This window comes from Streptomyces sp. SID12501 (assembly GCF_010550245.1).
Classification (GTDB): domain Bacteria; phylum Actinomycetota; class Actinomycetes; order Streptomycetales; family Streptomycetaceae; genus Streptomyces.
In genome coordinates, this window is sequence record NZ_JAAGLU010000007.1 from 123,345 (window position 1) to 139,080 (window position 15,736).

17 protein-coding genes are annotated in these 15,736 nt (G+C 69.6%); 7 read left to right on the forward strand and 10 right to left on the reverse strand.

What is annotated here, in order from left to right; all coding sequences use genetic code 11:
- Positions 1–61 precede the first annotated feature (61 nt).
- Positions 62–1,798: a 3-oxosteroid 1-dehydrogenase gene (gene kstD, locus G3I71_RS10010; RefSeq protein WP_164313612.1), complete on the reverse strand. Its 1,737-nt coding sequence runs from the start codon at positions 1,796–1,798 to the stop codon at positions 62–64.
- Positions 1,799–2,143: 345 nt separating this feature from the next.
- On the opposite strand from kstD, the gene G3I71_RS10015 reads away from it, so the two are divergent.
- From G3I71_RS10015 to G3I71_RS10030, 4 genes are all read left to right on the forward strand, one after another.
- On the forward strand, positions 2,144–2,518 hold the full coding sequence (locus G3I71_RS10015; protein ID WP_164313613.1) for an SH3 domain-containing protein: 375 nt from the start codon (positions 2,144–2,146) through the stop codon (positions 2,516–2,518).
- A 40-nt stretch (positions 2,519–2,558) separates the two neighbouring features.
- A complete protein-coding gene (locus G3I71_RS10020; RefSeq protein WP_164313614.1) occupies positions 2,559–2,945 on the forward strand; it encodes a hypothetical protein in 387 nt (128 codons plus the stop codon).
- Between the two features lie 156 nt (positions 2,946–3,101).
- Complete coding sequence (locus G3I71_RS10025) at positions 3,102–3,521, forward strand: peptidase M23 (RefSeq protein WP_164313615.1); 420 nt, start codon at positions 3,102–3,104, stop codon at positions 3,519–3,521.
- Between the two features lie 180 nt (positions 3,522–3,701).
- Entirely contained in the window at positions 3,702–4,196 is a 495-nt protein-coding gene (locus G3I71_RS10030) for a hypothetical protein (RefSeq protein ID WP_164313616.1), read from the forward strand.
- Between the two features lie 22 nt (positions 4,197–4,218).
- On the opposite strand, the gene G3I71_RS10035 is transcribed toward G3I71_RS10030, so the two are convergent.
- Entirely contained in the window at positions 4,219–5,385 is a 1,167-nt protein-coding gene (locus tag G3I71_RS10035) for a N(5)-(carboxyethyl)ornithine synthase (RefSeq protein WP_164313617.1), read from the reverse strand.
- A 182-nt stretch (positions 5,386–5,567) separates the two neighbouring features.
- Positions 5,568–6,083, reverse strand: a complete 516-nt coding sequence (locus G3I71_RS10040; RefSeq protein WP_164313618.1) for a DUF6817 domain-containing protein — start codon at positions 6,081–6,083, stop codon at positions 5,568–5,570.
- A 257-nt stretch (positions 6,084–6,340) separates the two neighbouring features.
- Between G3I71_RS10040 and G3I71_RS10045 the strand changes: the two genes are divergently transcribed.
- Positions 6,341–7,231 (forward strand): LysR family transcriptional regulator, encoded by an 891-nt coding sequence (locus G3I71_RS10045; RefSeq protein ID WP_164313619.1) that lies wholly within the window; start codon positions 6,341–6,343, stop codon positions 7,229–7,231.
- 174 nt (positions 7,232–7,405) lie between these two features.
- On the opposite strand, the gene G3I71_RS10050 is transcribed toward G3I71_RS10045, so the two are convergent.
- Positions 7,406–9,304, reverse strand: coding sequence for an AMP-binding protein (locus G3I71_RS10050; protein ID WP_343242910.1), 1,899 nt, complete (start codon positions 9,302–9,304; stop codon positions 7,406–7,408).
- Between the two features lie 443 nt (positions 9,305–9,747).
- Here G3I71_RS10050 and G3I71_RS10055 point away from each other — a divergent pair, with 443 nt between their 5' ends.
- Positions 9,748–10,641: a MaoC/PaaZ C-terminal domain-containing protein gene (locus G3I71_RS10055; RefSeq protein WP_164313621.1), complete on the forward strand. Its 894-nt coding sequence runs from the start codon at positions 9,748–9,750 to the stop codon at positions 10,639–10,641.
- A 117-nt stretch (positions 10,642–10,758) separates the two neighbouring features.
- Here G3I71_RS10055 and G3I71_RS10060 read toward each other — a convergent pair whose 3' ends face one another.
- The 6 genes from G3I71_RS10060 to G3I71_RS10085 all read right to left on the reverse strand — a co-directional run bounded on the left by G3I71_RS10060 (position 10,759) and on the right by G3I71_RS10085 (position 14,975).
- Positions 10,759–11,400: a TetR/AcrR family transcriptional regulator gene (locus G3I71_RS10060; RefSeq protein ID WP_164313622.1), complete on the reverse strand. Its 642-nt coding sequence runs from the start codon at positions 11,398–11,400 to the stop codon at positions 10,759–10,761.
- A 27-nt stretch (positions 11,401–11,427) separates the two neighbouring features.
- The gene (locus tag G3I71_RS10065) at positions 11,428–11,730 is read right to left on the reverse strand and encodes a DUF4229 domain-containing protein (RefSeq protein ID WP_164313623.1); all 303 of its coding nucleotides are present in this window, start codon (positions 11,728–11,730) and stop codon (positions 11,428–11,430) included.
- A gap of 103 nt (positions 11,731–11,833) precedes the next feature.
- Entirely contained in the window at positions 11,834–12,358 is a 525-nt protein-coding gene (locus G3I71_RS10070; protein ID WP_164313624.1) for a GNAT family N-acetyltransferase, read from the reverse strand.
- 49 nt (positions 12,359–12,407) lie between these two features.
- Entirely contained in the window at positions 12,408–13,571 is a 1,164-nt protein-coding gene (gene mqnE, locus G3I71_RS10075; RefSeq protein ID WP_164313757.1) for an aminofutalosine synthase MqnE, read from the reverse strand.
- Positions 13,572–13,684: 113 nt separating this feature from the next.
- Positions 13,685–14,140 carry an Lrp/AsnC family transcriptional regulator gene (locus G3I71_RS10080; RefSeq protein ID WP_164313625.1) on the reverse strand — a complete coding sequence of 152 codons (456 nt, stop codon included), beginning with the start codon at positions 14,138–14,140 and terminating at the stop codon, positions 13,685–13,687.
- Positions 14,141–14,267: 127 nt separating this feature from the next.
- Positions 14,268–14,975: a UbiX family flavin prenyltransferase gene (locus G3I71_RS10085; RefSeq protein WP_343242898.1), complete on the reverse strand. Its 708-nt coding sequence runs from the start codon at positions 14,973–14,975 to the stop codon at positions 14,268–14,270.
- Positions 14,976–15,511: 536 nt separating this feature from the next.
- Here G3I71_RS10085 and G3I71_RS10090 point away from each other — a divergent pair.
- The gene (locus G3I71_RS10090; protein ID WP_164313503.1) at positions 15,512–15,727 is read left to right on the forward strand and encodes a hypothetical protein; all 216 of its coding nucleotides are present in this window, start codon (positions 15,512–15,514) and stop codon (positions 15,725–15,727) included.
- The last annotated feature ends 9 nt before the right edge of the window (positions 15,728–15,736 follow it).

Consider the following 15,736-nt stretch of genomic DNA (forward strand, 5'->3'; position numbering starts at 1 on the left):
ATGTTCATGCAGAACGCACAGGTATATCGCCCGGCTGCGGGCCCCGGCGGTCCCCCGGCGGTCAGAGCACCCCCGCCGCTGCCAGTGCCGCCACGTATCCGAACGTCATCGCCGGGCCGATCGTCGAGCCCGCGCCCGCGTAGCTGTGGCCCATGACGGCGGCGCTGGCGTTGCCGGCGGCGTACAGGCCGGGGATCGCCGTGCCGTCGGCGCGCAGTACCCGTGCCTTGGCGTCGGTTCGTAGGCCGCCCTTGGTTCCGAGGTCGCCGGGGACGATCCGGAAGGCGTAGTACGGGGGCAGCCACAGGGGTGCCAGGCAGGAGTTCGGGAGGACGGCCGGGTCGGTGTAGTAGTGGTCGTACGCGCTGTCGCCGCGCCCGAAGTCGGTGTCGTCGCCGTTCAGGGCAAGGGAGTTGAAGCGGCTGACCGTGGTGCGGAGGGCGGCGGACGGGACGCCGATGGAGGCCGCCAGGGCGTCGAGGCTCCACGCCTTGTACGCGGCACCGGAGTTGTACCAGTCGGCCGGGAGTACGAAGGTCGGCGTGACGTCCTTGAAGAGGTAGCGGTTGCGGTAGTTCTGGTCGACGATCAGCCAGGCCGGGATGTCCGGGTCGGCGCCGTCGCGCTCGTACATGGTGTGGACGACGTCGCTGTAGGGACCGGCCTCGTTGACGAAGCGGGAGCCTGCCGCGTTGACCAACAGGCCGCCGGGGAGGGTGCGTTCGGCGAGGCAGAAGTACGGCTCGCCGGGGAGCGGGATCGCCGGACCCCACCAGGCGTCCTCCATCAGGGCGAGGGAACCGCCGGCGCGCTCACCCGCGCGGATTCCGTCCCCGGTGTTCTCCTTCGCGCCGACCGTCCACTCCGTACCGATGGGCTGCTGCTGGTACTGGGCGCGCATCGCCGCGTTGTGCTCGAAGCCGCCCGAGCCGACGATCACGCCGCGTCGGGCACGGAGAAGACCGGCGGTGCCGCCCCGGGTGACGACGGCGCCGGTGACCGCTCCGGACTCCGAATAGAGGTCGGTGAGTGGGGTGTTGAGCCAGACCGGCACCCCCGCCGACGCCAGCCCTGCGCGCAGTCCGCCCGCGAGTGCCTGGCCCATGGTGAGCGGGGTCTGACCCTTGAGAGCGGCCTTCGTGCCGCGCGCCAGGCACTCGACGGCGACAGCGGCGCCCTTCGCGTTCACGGCGGCGAGGGCGAGCCACTTGTAGTCGGCGCTGAAGACGACCATGCCGGACGGGACAGCGAGGTAGGGCGGGTTGAGGTGGGCGAGTTCGGCGCCCAGGACGTTCCCGTCGAGCTGATCGGGCTCTATGGAACGGCCGCCCGGGAGCCCACCGGCCAACTCCGGGTAGTAGTCGCTGTATCCATCCATCCATCGGAAGCGGAGGGGGCTGTTCGCCATGACGAAGGAGAGCATGGCGGGTCCGTGGGCGAGGAAGGCCTGTTGGCGGGCGGCGGGGACGTCCGGGCCGACGACCGCCGCGAGGTAGGTGGCGGCCTTGGCCGAGGTGTCCGGCACCCCGGCCGCCAGGATCACGGAGTTGTTCGGAATCCAGATCCCGGCGCCGGAACGAGCCGCGGAACCACCAAAAGTGGGCGCCTTCTCGACAACGACACAGGTCAGCCCCTGCTTCGCGGCCGTCAGCGCGGCGGTCATCCCGGCGGCGCCCGCTCCGACGACCACGACGTCGTACGTCCCGAGGAGGGGCGGGGCTGCGGCCTGGGCCGTCCCCTGCCCTGCCGCGACTCCCACCCCGACCGCAACACCCGCCGCAGCGGCGCCGGCCAACACGCCTCGCCTGGAAGGGAGTTCGTCACGTCCGGAAGGTTCGGTACGGTCACTTCGGCCGGTACGGCCGCTTCGGCCGCTTCGGTCGGTACGTCTCGCGGGGTCCGCTTCTGGGTTCATGGGGCGGGAATGTCGTACTTGGGTCTTGTGAAGTCAAGAACCATGCAAGCATCGCGCCCAGGCAAAACCTGGTACGCCTTCGGACCTGGAGTTCCTCTGCTACCACCGCGACCGGCCCGACTCCCTGACATTTGTCAGGGACCGGGCAGCCGGTTGGGTTCCTAGAGTGCTGAACGTCGGCCAGATGCCGCGCAGTTCATCATTCCGTCGTCACAGGGGAACACAGGAATGCTCACACGAACCATTGCCCGGGGCGCGCTCGTCGGTGCTGGTGTGCTGGCCCTGCTCGGCCCGCTCGCCGTCGGCACGGCCGCAGCGGACACGGCCACCACGCAGGGAACCGCCCGCATCATGGCGGCGCCGTACGCGGTCGTCCCGTACGAGACCGTCAACATCCGCAGCGGCCCGTGGCGTTCGGAGGGGATCGTCGGCACCGCTCCCGCGAACGAGCCGCGCGGCGCCTACTGCTGGACCACGGGCGAGACCATCACCGACAACGGCTACAGCAACAACGTCTGGGTGAAGCTCGTCGAGGGCTATGTGAGCGCCCTCTATCTCAAGGGCAACGAGTACGGCGACCTGCCCGCATCAGCGGTCTGCTGACCGTAAGTCATCCGCACAAGCGAGGAGGAGGACGACAGGCATGCGTAAAAGAACCGCGCTACTCGCCGCCGCCGGAGCCCTGGCCCTCGTGGGAACCTCGGCTCCCAACGCCGCGGCCGACGGACACGGGATCGGCTACTACGGACTGTGGGCGACCGGCGTCAATGTCCGAGAGGTCTACCCCAGCGGCTGCTGGGACTACCCGGGCCCGGCCAACTGCCCCGGCGTACTCGGCCAGGTAAGCGCACCCACCCAGGTCCGCGTGCGCTGCCAGATCCTTGGCCAGCCGGTGGGCGGGAACCCGTACTGGGTGGTGGTCGAGGTGCCCGGCTGGAGCGAGTACGGCGTCATGGCCAGCTACTACATCGACAATGCCAGCAACTGGATCGACGGCGTACCCGACCACTGTGTCTGGTCCGGAGGCTGACCACCCGCCACCCACCACCCGGCCGGGACTGTCGGCCCAGCCGCACATCGCGACACGACCGTCGGGGTCGGAACGCGGGCGCCGGACCACTCGGCTCAGCTCCAGGTGCAGGTCGGCACAGGACCAACTGCAGGACCAACCACAAGGGGGACACCCATGAACAAGATGCTCCGCCGTTCCGCCACCGCGATAGCCGTGACCGCGCTCGCGGTCGGCGCGCTCGCGACCTCCGCCGAGGCGGCTCCGGACACACGGGCCTCGGCGCTGAACGCCTCGACCGCGGTGAGCGCGGCGAACGACGGCGACCCGGACCTCACCGACATCTACATCTGGGCCACCGACGTCAACCTCCGCAGCCAGCCCACTTCGGCCTCACCGCGCTTGGCGGTGCGTTCGCAGTACTTCATGGACGCCGTGTGCCAGAAACAGGGTCAGTTCGTCAACGACCCGGCGGTCGGCGCCAACAGCTGGTGGACGGCGGTCATGGAATTCGGCGGCAGCGATGTCGCCTGGGTGAGCAACCTGTACATCCGGGGCGGCGAGAAGATCGCCGGCGTACCGGACTGCACGTTCTGACCCCCACGGGCGGACCTCCTCCGCCCGACCGTGGCCTCCTCCGCACCTGCCGACTTCGGCGCGGAGGAGGCCACCTGGTCCGGCTTCCTCCGCCAGGTGTCTGTGTAACAGCTGTAACAGCTGTGCTGCGTACGCGGCCGAGGTGGACCTACCGGGACACCGCGCGGTGATGATCAGGGCATGACCATGACCACCCGCGCCGCCACAGCGGCAGCGATCTGCGCGGCGGTACTGCTGACCGGCACCGCCTGCACCAGCGGCGACGACGGGCCGACGACCTCGGCCAAGAAGTCGGCCCCTGCCACACCCACGCCCACCGCCTCCGCCGAGCCCGCCGCCGACGCCGTTGAAGACCCCTACGCCGACACCGTCACCAAGGCTCCGAAGATCGACCGAAAGACCATCGCCTCTTTCGCCAACGGGCGGTTCGGTCGTGTCATCCCCTTCAAGGGCGGGCTCCACAAGGGGAGGCTCGGGATCGCCCTGAACTGCGAGGGCAAGGGCACGGTGAAGGTCGAGGTCCCCGCGCTCGGTATGACCTCCGTCGAGGAGTGCGCGGACGGCGAGGTCGCCACCACCTACAACGAGACCGAGGTCAGCGTCACAGCCCCGGACGCGTACGTCCACGTCACCGGCACCTCCGAGGTGCGTTGGTCGATCTCCGCCGGGCAGTGACAACCCCGTAAGCCAATGCCCGCTAGGAGGCTGAGGCTGCCGAGCTCAGCGCAGGTGCATGGGGATAGGCCGCCGACCGGTGCTGGAAGCTGAGGATCTTCGGGTTCTGGACGATGCCGTCCCGGATCTCGATGGCCTTGCTGACCGTCACGTCGGCGTCCCATGCCGCCGGGCCGCTCATGACCTTGCGCAGGTACGGCAGGAGCGCCTCGCTGATTTCCCAGGTGGCGGAGTTCCAGAGGTGGGACGGGCTGTGGTCGACCCCGTAGTAGTGGCATCCCGGTCCCACCGTGAGCATGGGCTCGCCGAAGGTGGTCGGGCGGGCCCAGGAGAAGCCCATGCCCTCGTCGCAGGAGACGTCGACGAAGGAGGTGCCCGGCCGGAACAGGGCGAGTTCCTCGTCGTTGACGAACATGAGCGGTGCGTCGGTGTCCTGCAGGATGCAGTTGACGATGATGTCGAACCCGGCCAGATACTCCGCCAGCGGCATGGAACCGGCCGCGGTGACGGCCCGCAGCTTCGACGGATCGTCCTCCTGCTCCTCGAAGTGGGCCATCACGACCGAGGGCATCGGCGAGGCCACGGCCGCGGCGGCTCGCTGGGTGAGCACGGTGACGTCGGTGACCCCCATGGCGCCCAGGCCCGTGACCGCTCCGCGCGCCGTGGCGCCGAAGCTGATGACCACCGCGCGCAGGCGGCGGCCGTAGTGGCCGGTCAGCCCGCCGAGCTGGAGGGCGTGCAGCACCGAGCAGTAGCCGGCCAGCTCGTTGTTCTTGTGGAACACATGGACGCTGAAGGCGCCCGCGGAGGTCCAGTGGTTCATGGCTTCCCAGGCGATCAGGGTCAGCCGTCGGTCGATGCCGATCTGGGTCATCTTCTCGTCCTGCACACAGTGCGGCCAGCCCCACAGGACCTGGCCCTCGCGCAGCTCGGAGACGTCCTCGTGCATCGGCTTGGGCAGCAGCATGACGTCGCACTCGGCGATGAGCTGCTCGCGGGAGCGCAGGCCCGCCACCAGGGGGCGCAGCGCATCGTCCGCGACGCCGAACCGTCGGCCGTATCCCTGTTCGAGGAAAATCTTGTCGCGCAAGTCGGGTGCGATTCGGTCGAGGTGGCGGGGGTGCAGCGGTAGGCGGAACTCGTTCTCCTTGTGCGAGGAGGCGAGTACTCCGAGAGTCATCAGGCTCATGTGGGGCGGCTCATTTCCGACCGGACGCGATGCGTCCCGGCATTGCCGTTCCCCGAGGGCGACGCCGAACTGGATGACGGCGTGCGAAGTGCGCTCGGTACCGCCACCGTACTCCGCTCCAGGTCCACGGAATGCCCGCCGCTCGTTTGAGCTCGAACAGCTGACGACGGCAACCGGCGACGTCAGCGGCCCAGCGTCGCCCCTACCTCCTCCCACGCGCGTGCGCTCAGCAGGGGCCGGAAGCCGGTGAAGAGGGCGAGCAGGTCCGGACCCCACTGTTCGCGGAACACCGGGTTCACTCGGGCCAGGTCCAGCTCGTTCGCGGCCGTCAGCTCGGCGAGGTCCTCGCGTCGGCTCCGGACCGTCGTCCGCGTACGGCCGGTGAAGCGGTCGTGGAACGGCGCGTCCGGCGCGGCCAGGCCCGGGTGGGTGGCCTTGCGGTTCATGGCGGCGTAGTCGTGGACGATCTCCTCCGCCTCCGGGCCGATCACCCTGGCCAGCTCGGCGCGACGGTCGAGGGAGAGCAGGGCGGTGGGGAAGCCGTCACTGCCGTAGGCGGCGTGGCAGAGGCCCGCCAGGCGGAGGGCCGGCCGGGCGTCCCAGGCGGCGAGCAGACGGTAGACCCGGCAGAGGTGGGCGAGCAGGGTGCCGCCTGGGTGCCCTATCTGCTCGGCGCCCAACTGCCTCAGGAATCCCACGGCTTGGGCGGCGGCGGAAGTAGCGAGGGTGAGGGGAGGAGATGGGGGAGGCGGAGAGTGAGGGGAAGCGGACATGGGGTGGCGTCCTCTCGGTGCGCGAAAGGTCGGCACCCGCCCGCTCCCCGCCCTGTGGTCCGGACCCCGGCGGGGGCGCGGGACGGGTTGCCGCCTGGGCCCTGTGCTGATCGTGACGTACTCGCCCGTAGCCAGTCAATCCTAAGGTTTTGTCACCAGCTCCAAGTGATAACTTGGGTGTTGTGACCCTGGATGATCTGCGCGTCTTCGTCGCCGTGTGCCGGGCGGGCAGCCTGAGCGCGGTGGCCCGTGACCTCGCGTGTACGCAGTCGGCCGTCAGCCAGCATGTGAAGCGGCTGGAGCGGGAGACTGGCGTCGCGCTACTGGAGCGGCACGCGCGGGGAGTTGTGCCGACGGAGGCCGGGCGGGTGTTACAGACCGCCGCCTCGGAAGGCATCGCCGGGCTGGAGCTCGCGCTGCGGCAGCTCAAGGATCTCGTCGACGGGGAGAGCGGGTCGGTGCGGGTTGCCACCGGCGCCACGACCGTACGGCACTTCATGGCGGAGGCGGTTGTCACCTTCCGGCGTCAACACCCCAAGGTGAGCCTGGAGTTCCGTACGGAGAACTCCAGCCGGGGGTGTTTCGCCGCGCTGGCCGACAGTGAGCTGGATCTTGCGTGGATCACCATCGGGGGGCCGGTGCGGGGGATCGAGCAGCGGGTGGTGATGGAGTTGCCGTGGGTGCTCGCCGTGGGGGCGGGTGAGGCTCTCGCGGGGCGGGACCATGCCGAGGTCGGTGATCTGCGTGACCTGCGGTTGATTCGGCTGCCGCCCAACTCCACGTCCGCCGCGCGCCTGGATGCCGCATTCGCGGAGGTGGGGGTGCGGCCGGTGTTCGACACGAGTGTCGCCGACTGGGACACGGCACTGCTCCTCGCCGAACTGGGCCTGGGGTGCGCCATTGTCCCCGCCGTCCCCGACCTGGTCGTGCCGGGTACGGACGGGCCGGTTCGGCTCATTCCGTTGCCCGCGCTCCGGCCGTTGGCGGTGGGGTGGGCTGTGCGGCGGTGGGATGCGCTCAGCCCGATCGCGCGGGTGTTCGCGGACACCGTCGCCGACAGTTGCCGAGGGTAGGCCGGTCGTACGTCGGCTGCGGAGTGGTGGGGCAGTGGGGGCGCCCTGCGGCGGAGCCGCAAGTCGACACAGCCCCCGCACCCCTGCGCCTGCGCCTGCCCCTGCCCCTGCCCCTGCCGGGGCTCGTTTCCGCACTCCCCTTCACAAAACAAGGCAGCCCTTGAAGGGCCCGGCCTACTTCTCGTACAACCCCTCCACCTCGTCCGCGAAGTCCCGCATGATCTCGAACCGTCGCAGCTTCATCGACGGGGTCAGATGACCGGCCTCCTCCGTGAAGTCGACGGGGAGGATGGTGAACCGGCGGATCGTCTCCGGGCGGGAGACGAGTTTGTTGGCCTCCCCCACCGCCCGTTGGATGACGCCCCTCAAGCCGTCGTCGTCCATGAGGAGTTCGGCCGGTACCGGGTGCTTGCCCTGCATCTGGCGCCAGTGGGTGAGACCCGGGGGGTCGAGGGTGATCAGGGCCGAGATGTAGGGGCGGCCGTCGCCCAGGATCATCACCTGGGAGATCAGGGGGTGGGACCGCAGCCAGTTCTCGATGGGCGCCGGGGCCACACTCTTGCCGCCGGCCGTGATCAGGATCTCCTTCTTGCGGCCGGTGATCGTCAGATAGCCCTCTTCGTCGAGGGAGCCGATGTCGCCGGTCGCCAGCCAGCCCTCCGGCGCCGCCGGGACGACACCGCCCGCTCCCGGGTCCCAGTAGCCGCGCAGGATCTGCTCGCCCGCGAGCAGCACCTCACCATCGGCGGCGATCCGCACCCGGGTGCCGGGGAGGGGCCAACCCACCGTGCCCACACGGGGTCTGAGCGGTGGCGTGATGGTGGCCGCGCCGGTCGACTCGGTCAGGCCGTACCCCTCGTAGATCTCGATGCCCGCACCGGCGAAGAACCCGGCCAGGGGGCGGGCGAGGGGTGAGCCGCCGCAGATCATGTAACGGACCCTGCCGCCCATGGCGTTGCGGATACGGCGGTAGACGAGGGGGTCGTAGAAGGCGCGCGCGGTGCGCAGCGCGCGGCTGGGGCCGTTGCCGATGCCGTGCCGTTGCTCCTCCACCGCCTCGCTGTAGCGGCGGGCCACGCCCACCGCACGGTCGAAGGACGCGACCCGCTTGCCCGTCTCGGCCCTCGCGCGGGCGGTGTTGAAGACCTTTTCCAGCATGTAGGGGATGGCGAGCAGGCATGTCGGCTTGAACGCCGCCAAGTCCCCCAGCAGGTCTTCCGACTTGAGGCTCGGGGCGTGGCCCAGCCGTACGCCCGCCCGGATGCAGGCGATGGCCACCATCCGGCCGAAGACGTGCGACAACGGCAGGAACAGCAGCACCGACGCCTCCTCCTTCGTCTGCTCCAGGAAGACGGGGTAGAGGAGTGCGATGGCGTTGTCGACCTCGGCGAAGAAGTTGCCGTGCGTGAGCGCGCAGCCCTTCGGTCGGCCGGTCGTACCCGAGGTGTAGATGAGCGTGGCGAGGGTGTCGGGGCCCAACACCCCACGGCGTACGGCGACCTCCTGGTCCGGCACGTCCTTGCCGAGCTCCGCGAGCCGCTCCAGGTGCCCCTTCTCGAAGACCCACATGTGCTTGAGGTCGGGGATGCGGTCGCGTTCCGGGCCGAGGGCGGCGGCCTGCGTGAGGGTCTCGGCGGCGAGGGCCACGGCGCCGGAGTCCTGGAGGATCCAGCGGGTCTGGAAGGCGGAGGACGTCGGATAGATGGGTACGGTCACCAGGCCCGCCGCCCACGCGGCGAAGTCCATGAGCGTCCACTCGTACGTCGTCCGCGCCATGATGGCCAGCCGGTCGCCCGGCATCAGGCCCTCGGCTATCAGCCCCTTGGCCACCGCGCGGACCTGCTCGGCGAACTCGGCCGCTGTGACATCCGTCCAGGTCCCGTCCGGCTCACGGCGACTGAGGACCGTCGCCTCGGGCTCCTCGTTCGCGTTGTCGAAGGGGACGTCCGCGAGCGAGCCGTACGTCGCGGGTGCGACGAACGCCGGTACGGCCACCTCCCGCACGACCCCGTCCAGCCGCCGGATCTCGGGCTCGACCAGGAGCGGCTCGCCGTCGTAGCCCACCGCGGCCACGATCTGTTTCGAGGCCGGGGAGGACGGAGAGGACGGGAACGACGACGACACGAGCGGCTCCTGTGGCGTGCAGCGGCCTTCCGGTGGGAGTGCACCTCCGGTGGGTTCACCACAGATGTACGGATTCGGCAGCGCCGCTGTTCAGAAACCGGATCGTACGGCTCGCACGTGTGGGGGTCGTGCGGGTTCGGGGGTGGTGGAGCGGCCGGGGTGTGCAAGCTCAGGCATCACACAGGTTGCCGATGGGTTACCTCGCCCCGTCATGAGCATTTCACGTTAGCACCGGCCACAGGGGCCTTCCTAGGCCTTCTTCACACCTCTCCACACATGACGGGTCGTGTCCGTCAGGGGGGAATTGGGGCTTACCTCCGGTAACTTTACTTCAGAGTAAGTAAGCCGTCGAGTCATACAGCCTCATATCGAGCCGGGAGTTGCGTAGCCGTATGCCTGCTCACACCCTCGACCGGACACCTGCCCTCGCCCCCCTGCTGGCCCGGGGCGCCCTCCTGTCCCCCTTCAAGAAGGCCGCCCTCAACAGGCCCCGCCCGGACGCCGGCCTCCCGGACACCCGCCTCGTCCTGCCCGGCGTACGCATCGATCTCGCCCGCCTCGCCGCCTACGAGCGGGTCTGCGGATTCCCCGTCGGCGACGACAGTCTCCCCATCACCTATCCGCACGTCCTCGGCTTCCCCCTGGCCATGCTCCTGATGACCGACCGGCACTTCCCGCTCCCGCTCCTCGGACTGGTCCACACCTCGGTGGAGATCATCCGCTGGCGCCCGCTCGCCGCCACCGGCACCTACGAACTCTCCGTGTACGTCGAGGAGTTGACGTCCCACCGACGCGGCACCGAGGCCGCCGTGCAGACGGAGGTGCGGGAGGGCGAGGAACTGGTGTGGGAGTCGCGGAGCACCTATCTGGCACGGCACCGGCGTGTGGAGCAGCCTGCCGCCTGCGCACCAGTGGCCGGCGCGCAGGCCACTGGTGCGCCGCCCGCCTGCGACGAACACGAGGCGCTGCCACTGGTCGCCGAATGGCGACTCGGGGAGGACGTCGGCCGGCGGTACGCCGCCGCCTCCGGCGACCGCAACCCCATCCACCTGCACGCCCTCACCGCCCGCCTCTTCGGCTTCCGGCGCGCGATAGCCCACGGCATGTGGACCGCCGCCCGCTGCCTCGCCGCCCACGGCACCCCCCAATCGGCCCTGGTCCGGACCGACTTCAGGGCGCCGGTGCTGCTGCCGGGCGCGGTGGAGTACGGGGCGGACGGCTTCGGGAGCTTTGAGCTGCGGGGCGGGGGGCGGGTGCATCTGCGGGGTGAGGTGCGAAGGGTGTAAGGGTTTTCGGTTCGGTGCCGCGCCGTCGTGGCTGGTCGCTCCCCCATCGCGGCGGAGCCGCAAATCAATACTTCCCCGCGCCCCTGAAGGGGGGCCTGCGGCCACCCCTTCAGACCTCTACGCCGGAGGTGACCAGGGGTTGCCCGCCATCAGGTTGTCCAGGCCCGCCCAGGCGAAGTTCATCAGGGTTGTCGCCGCCTGCCTCGCGGTGATGCCGGGGGTGGCGTTGGCCCAGGCGGCGAGGGACTCGGCGGCACCGACGAGGGCCACCGCGAGGCCGGCGACCTCGCGTTCCGGCAGTGAGGGGTCGCGGTGGGCCTCGCGGGCGGCGACCACGATCAACTGGGTGACGAACGCGACGAGTTCCTCGCGCATCACGGCGACCTCGGACGCGAACGGCTCGCCGTGCGTACGGGCCTGGAGGTGCAGCACCGACCAGCCGTCCGGGTGCTGGGCGGTGTGCGTGAAGAACGCGCGCAGACCGTCCCAGAGCTGGCGGTCGGCGGGCAGCGCCGGTTCGACGCCGGCGCGGACCGCTTCGGTGAGCGTCCTGGCCTCGCGCCGGATACAGGCGGTGAAGAGGTCTTCCTTCGAGTTCAGGTACAGATAGACCAACGGCTTGGAGACACCGGCGAGTTCGGCGATCTCGTCCATCGACGCGGCCATGTAGCCGCGCTGACCGAAGGTCCGTACGGCGGCGTCCAGCATCTGCTGCTCACGGACGGCCCGCGGCATCCGCTTGTTCTTCACAGCACCCATGGGGGCAAGGGTAGTTGGGCTCCCGGGTCAGGAGGGCTGACCCTGCGCGCGGGCCGCCTCGTCGACGGCCTCGTCCTCCTGGCTGCGGTTCGCGTCCAGGTTGGCCTTGACGCGGTCCACCCTCTCGACGATCTGCAACGACGCGCGGTCCCGCTCCTTGCGGAGCGCCACGAAGCTGATCGGGGCGGAGATCACCAGGGAGAGCAGGATGATCCACATGCCGTTGGAGTTGCCCAGGCCGCGCGGGGCGATACCGGAGAGGACGAGGCCCCAGACGACCAGCAGGCAGGCCACCAAGATCCCGAGGCGCATCAGCGTGTAGCGGAGCATCTCAATCCACTCTTCCGGTTCCAAAAAGGGGCACCGTCCAGTGAAGCACGGCGAGGTTCCGATCTTGCAGGGGGGTGTACGAGGGTGTACGGGGTGCACGGGCTCACGACAGGGGCAGCAGCATGATGACGTCGTCGCGGTCATCGCCGGGCGCGACCCGTATCGCGCCGGGTATGCGGCCGACCTCCTTGTAGCCGCAGGAGCCGTAGAAACGCTCCAGGCCGAGGCCGCCGCGGCAGCTGAGGCGGATCGCCTCCGTGCCCTCGAAGGTGCGGGCCGCGTCGGCCGCCGCCGACAGCAGGTCGCGCCCGTAGCCCCTGCCCTGGTGGCGGGGGTGCACCATCACCGTGTACAGCCACACCCAGTGCGCCGTCACGCGGCGGGGGTTGAAGGTGAAGAAGGCGGTCGCGGCGACCCGCCCGTCCTCGTCGTGCCCGACCAGGAGCCGGGTGATGCCGCCCGCCATCGCCGCGAAGTACTTCACCAGCTCGGGCCGGATCGCCTCCCTCTCCACAGGGGCGACGAATCCGACGGCACCGCCCGCGTTGGAGACGTCCGCCCACAGGTCGAGGAGCCCGTCACGGAGGTCGGGGGTGACGGCGGGATCGAGGGTGAAGGTAAGGGTCACGGAACAAGAGTACCCATTACCGCACTCGTGTTCACACCCGCACCCGCACTCACACCCGCATCGGCTGCGGCGAATCCCGGCGCGCCGGGTCCGGACCGTCGTACTCCCGGATGATCTCGTACCGCGTGTTGCGCTCCACCGGACGGAAGCCGGCGTCCCGGATCAGGTCGAGCAGGTCCTCGCGGGTGAGCTTGTTGGGGGTGCCGTAGTTGTCGGCGTCGTGGGTGATCTTGTACTCGACGACCGAGCCGTCCATGTCGTCGGCGCCGTGCTGCAGGGCGAGCTGGGCGGTCTGGACGCCGTGCATGACCCAGAAGACCTTGACGTGCGGGACGTTGTCGAACAGCAGCCTCGACACCGCGAAGGTCTTGAGAGCCTCCGCGCCGGTGGCCATCTGCGTGCGCGCCTGGAGGCGGTTCCTGACCTTGCCGTCCTTCATGTCGACGAAGTCGTGCTGGTAGCGCAGCGGGATGAAGACCTGGAAGCCGCCGGTCTCGTCCTGGAGTTCACGCAGGCGCAGGACGTGGTCCACCCGGTGGCGCGGCTCCTCGATGTGGCCGTAGAGCATCGTGGACGGGGTCTTGAGACCCTTCTCGTGCGCGAGGCGGTGGATGCGCGACCAGTCCTCCCAGTGCGTCCGGTGGTCGACGATGTGCTCGCGGACCTCCCAGTCGAAGATCTCGGCGCCGCCGCCGGTCAGCGACTCAAGACCCGCGTCGATGAGCTCGTCGAGGATCTCCGACGCCGACAGGCCGCTGATCGTCTCGAAGTGGTGGATCTCCGTCGCCGTGAACGCCTTGAGGGAGACGCTCGGCAGGGCCGCCTTCAACTCCCGCAGGGAGCGCGGGTAGTACCGCCACGGGAGGCTCGGGTGCAGGCCGTTGACGATGTGCAGCTCGGTGAGGTTCTCGCCCTCCATCGCCTTGGCTAGCTTGACCGCCTCCTCGATGCGCATCGTGTACGCGTCCTTCTCGCCCGGCTTGCGCTGGAACGAGCAGTAGGCGCAGGAGGCGGTGCACACGTTGGTCATGTTGAGGTGCCGGTTGACGTTGAAGTGGACGACGTCACCGTTCTTACGGGTCCGCACCTCGTGCGCCAGCCCGCCGAGCCAGGCCAGGTCGTCCGACTCGTACAGCGCGATGCCGTCCTCGCGGGTCAGCCGCTCACCGGCCCTGACCTTCTCCTCCAGCTCGCGCTTGAGCCCGACGTCCATGCTCATCCCTCGCTCATCCCTCTCCCAGACAGATTTCCTGCGGACCTCGTAAACCGTACTCCCCCACCCTTCGGGCGGGAGGGGCCCCCATCAGGCACTTCGTGCCTGTACCCCTACGGCTCTTCCGGCAGCTCACCGACCCTGTTCTCCCACTTCGTGGAGAGCACGATGGTCGTACGGGTCCTGGAGACGCCCGCGGTCCCGCTGAGCCGCCGGATGGTCTTCTCCAGCCCGTCGACGTCGCTCGCCCGCACCTTGAGCATGAACGAGTCGTCGCCCGCGATGAACCAGCAGTCCTCGATCTCACCGAGGTCCCGCATACGGCGTGCCACGTCCTCGTGGTCGGCCGCGTCGGAGAGCGAGATACCGATGAGGGCGATGACGCCGAGGCCGAGCGAGGCGGAGTCGACGGTGGCGCGGTACCCGGTGATGACACCGGCCGCCTCCAGCCGGTTGATGCGGTCGGTGACACTGGGTCCCGACAGACCGACGAGGCGCCCCAGCTCGGCGTAGGAGGCCCGGCCGTTCTCTCTCAGGGCCTGGATGAGCTGCCTGTCCACGGCGTCCATGCGATCGAGCCTTCCGATGAAGAGTCCTGAAGAATGCTGAACATTTCTGAAGACTGCTGAGGTACTCAAGTACTGAGGTTCCTGAAGGTGATGAGTGGTACTGCCAGTTGCTGATACGTACGCCGGCTCAGTCGTTATCAGCACGGGACGTACGGGACTGCCCGGCCCCGCCGCCGAGTTCGCCCTTCCAGCGGCGGTACAGCCCGTGCGGGACGCCCGCCGCGTCGAGCACGCGCCCGGCCACGAAGTCCACGAGGTCCTGGATGTGGGTGGCACCGGCGTAGAAGGCGGGCGAGGCCGGGACGACGCTCGCGCCGGCGTCGTCCAGGGTCACCAGGTGACGGAGGGTCTGCCCGTTCAACGGGGCCTCCCGTACGGCGACGACGAGAGTGCGCCGTTCCTTGAGGGTGACACTGGCCGCCCGCTGCAACAGGTCCTTCGACAGCCCGAGCGCGACCCCGGCCACGCAGGCCGTTGAGGCGGGCACGATCAGCATCCCCTTGGTGGCGTACGACCCCGAGGAGGGCCCGGCCGCCAGATCCCCGGCACTCCAGTGCCGTACGCCGCTGATGTGCACGTCGAAGGTGTCGGGCTTGCCGTCGGCGCCCCGGGACAGCCATTCCCGCAGGTCGTCCTGCCAGTGGGCGTCCCGGAAGGAGATCCCGGTCTCGTCGAGCAGCGTGAGCCGGGAGGCCCGGGACACGACCAGGTCGACGCTCTCGCCCGCGTCGAGAAGAGCGCGCAGCACTGAGGCGGCGTAAGGCGTGCCGGAGGCGCCGGACACCCCCACGATCCAAGGCGCACGCGGCGTCTCTCCTGGCTTGAGTGGGTTCACGACACGGAGCTTATCCGGCATCGTGAGGTGGGAACCGGGCGAGGCCGCCCGGGCGTTCTCTGTGGGGGGCGAGTTGATTCGCCCGTCATGGGCGGGCGGGGGTTGCCACTGCTCGCCAAGGAGTGCGCACGAGGTCGAATTAGCTCGATCGTGTGATCGTCGGCTTCGGGGCTTGCGGCGCCCTGGGCCGTTCGGGCTAACGTGGTCGTGCGACCTGGGACACCGGGTACGGCGTCAGCGTGCGGGGCCCCTGCTCCACCTGTGGATGGTTCAGGGCCTCCCCGTCGCCTCTGGCCGTATCTATTTGGCCAGGTCGTGAGGGAACTGGCCTCCCGGGCCCGGACCACGCACAGGATGCGTGTCACCTCCCCGGGGTCGAGTACGCCGGGGACCAGCTCGCCCAAGACCGTTCGGGGCGCGCGGCTGAACGGACTCACTCCCGCTCAGTCCACAGGAACGGTCTGTCATGTGGGGCAAGTGGAACGCGGCGAGAACGGGCCGGGCCGGTGCTGGTTCTGGTTCTGGTCCGTCACAAAGTGACCGGCTCACGCGTGATGGCGAGTTGTCCGGCGGCCTGCTGTCCGGGGGCGAAGGCCGCAGCCAAGCTGATGCTCGGCTGGGTGGCGCTGCTGTGGCTGCTGGAGGTTGTCGACGTGGTGAGCGGCCACGCGCTGGACGGCCTCGGCATCAGACCCCGCGGGGCCCGGAAGGGGCCGTGGAGGGCCCGGTCGTGGGTGTCCTCCGTGCCATGACCTGGCATG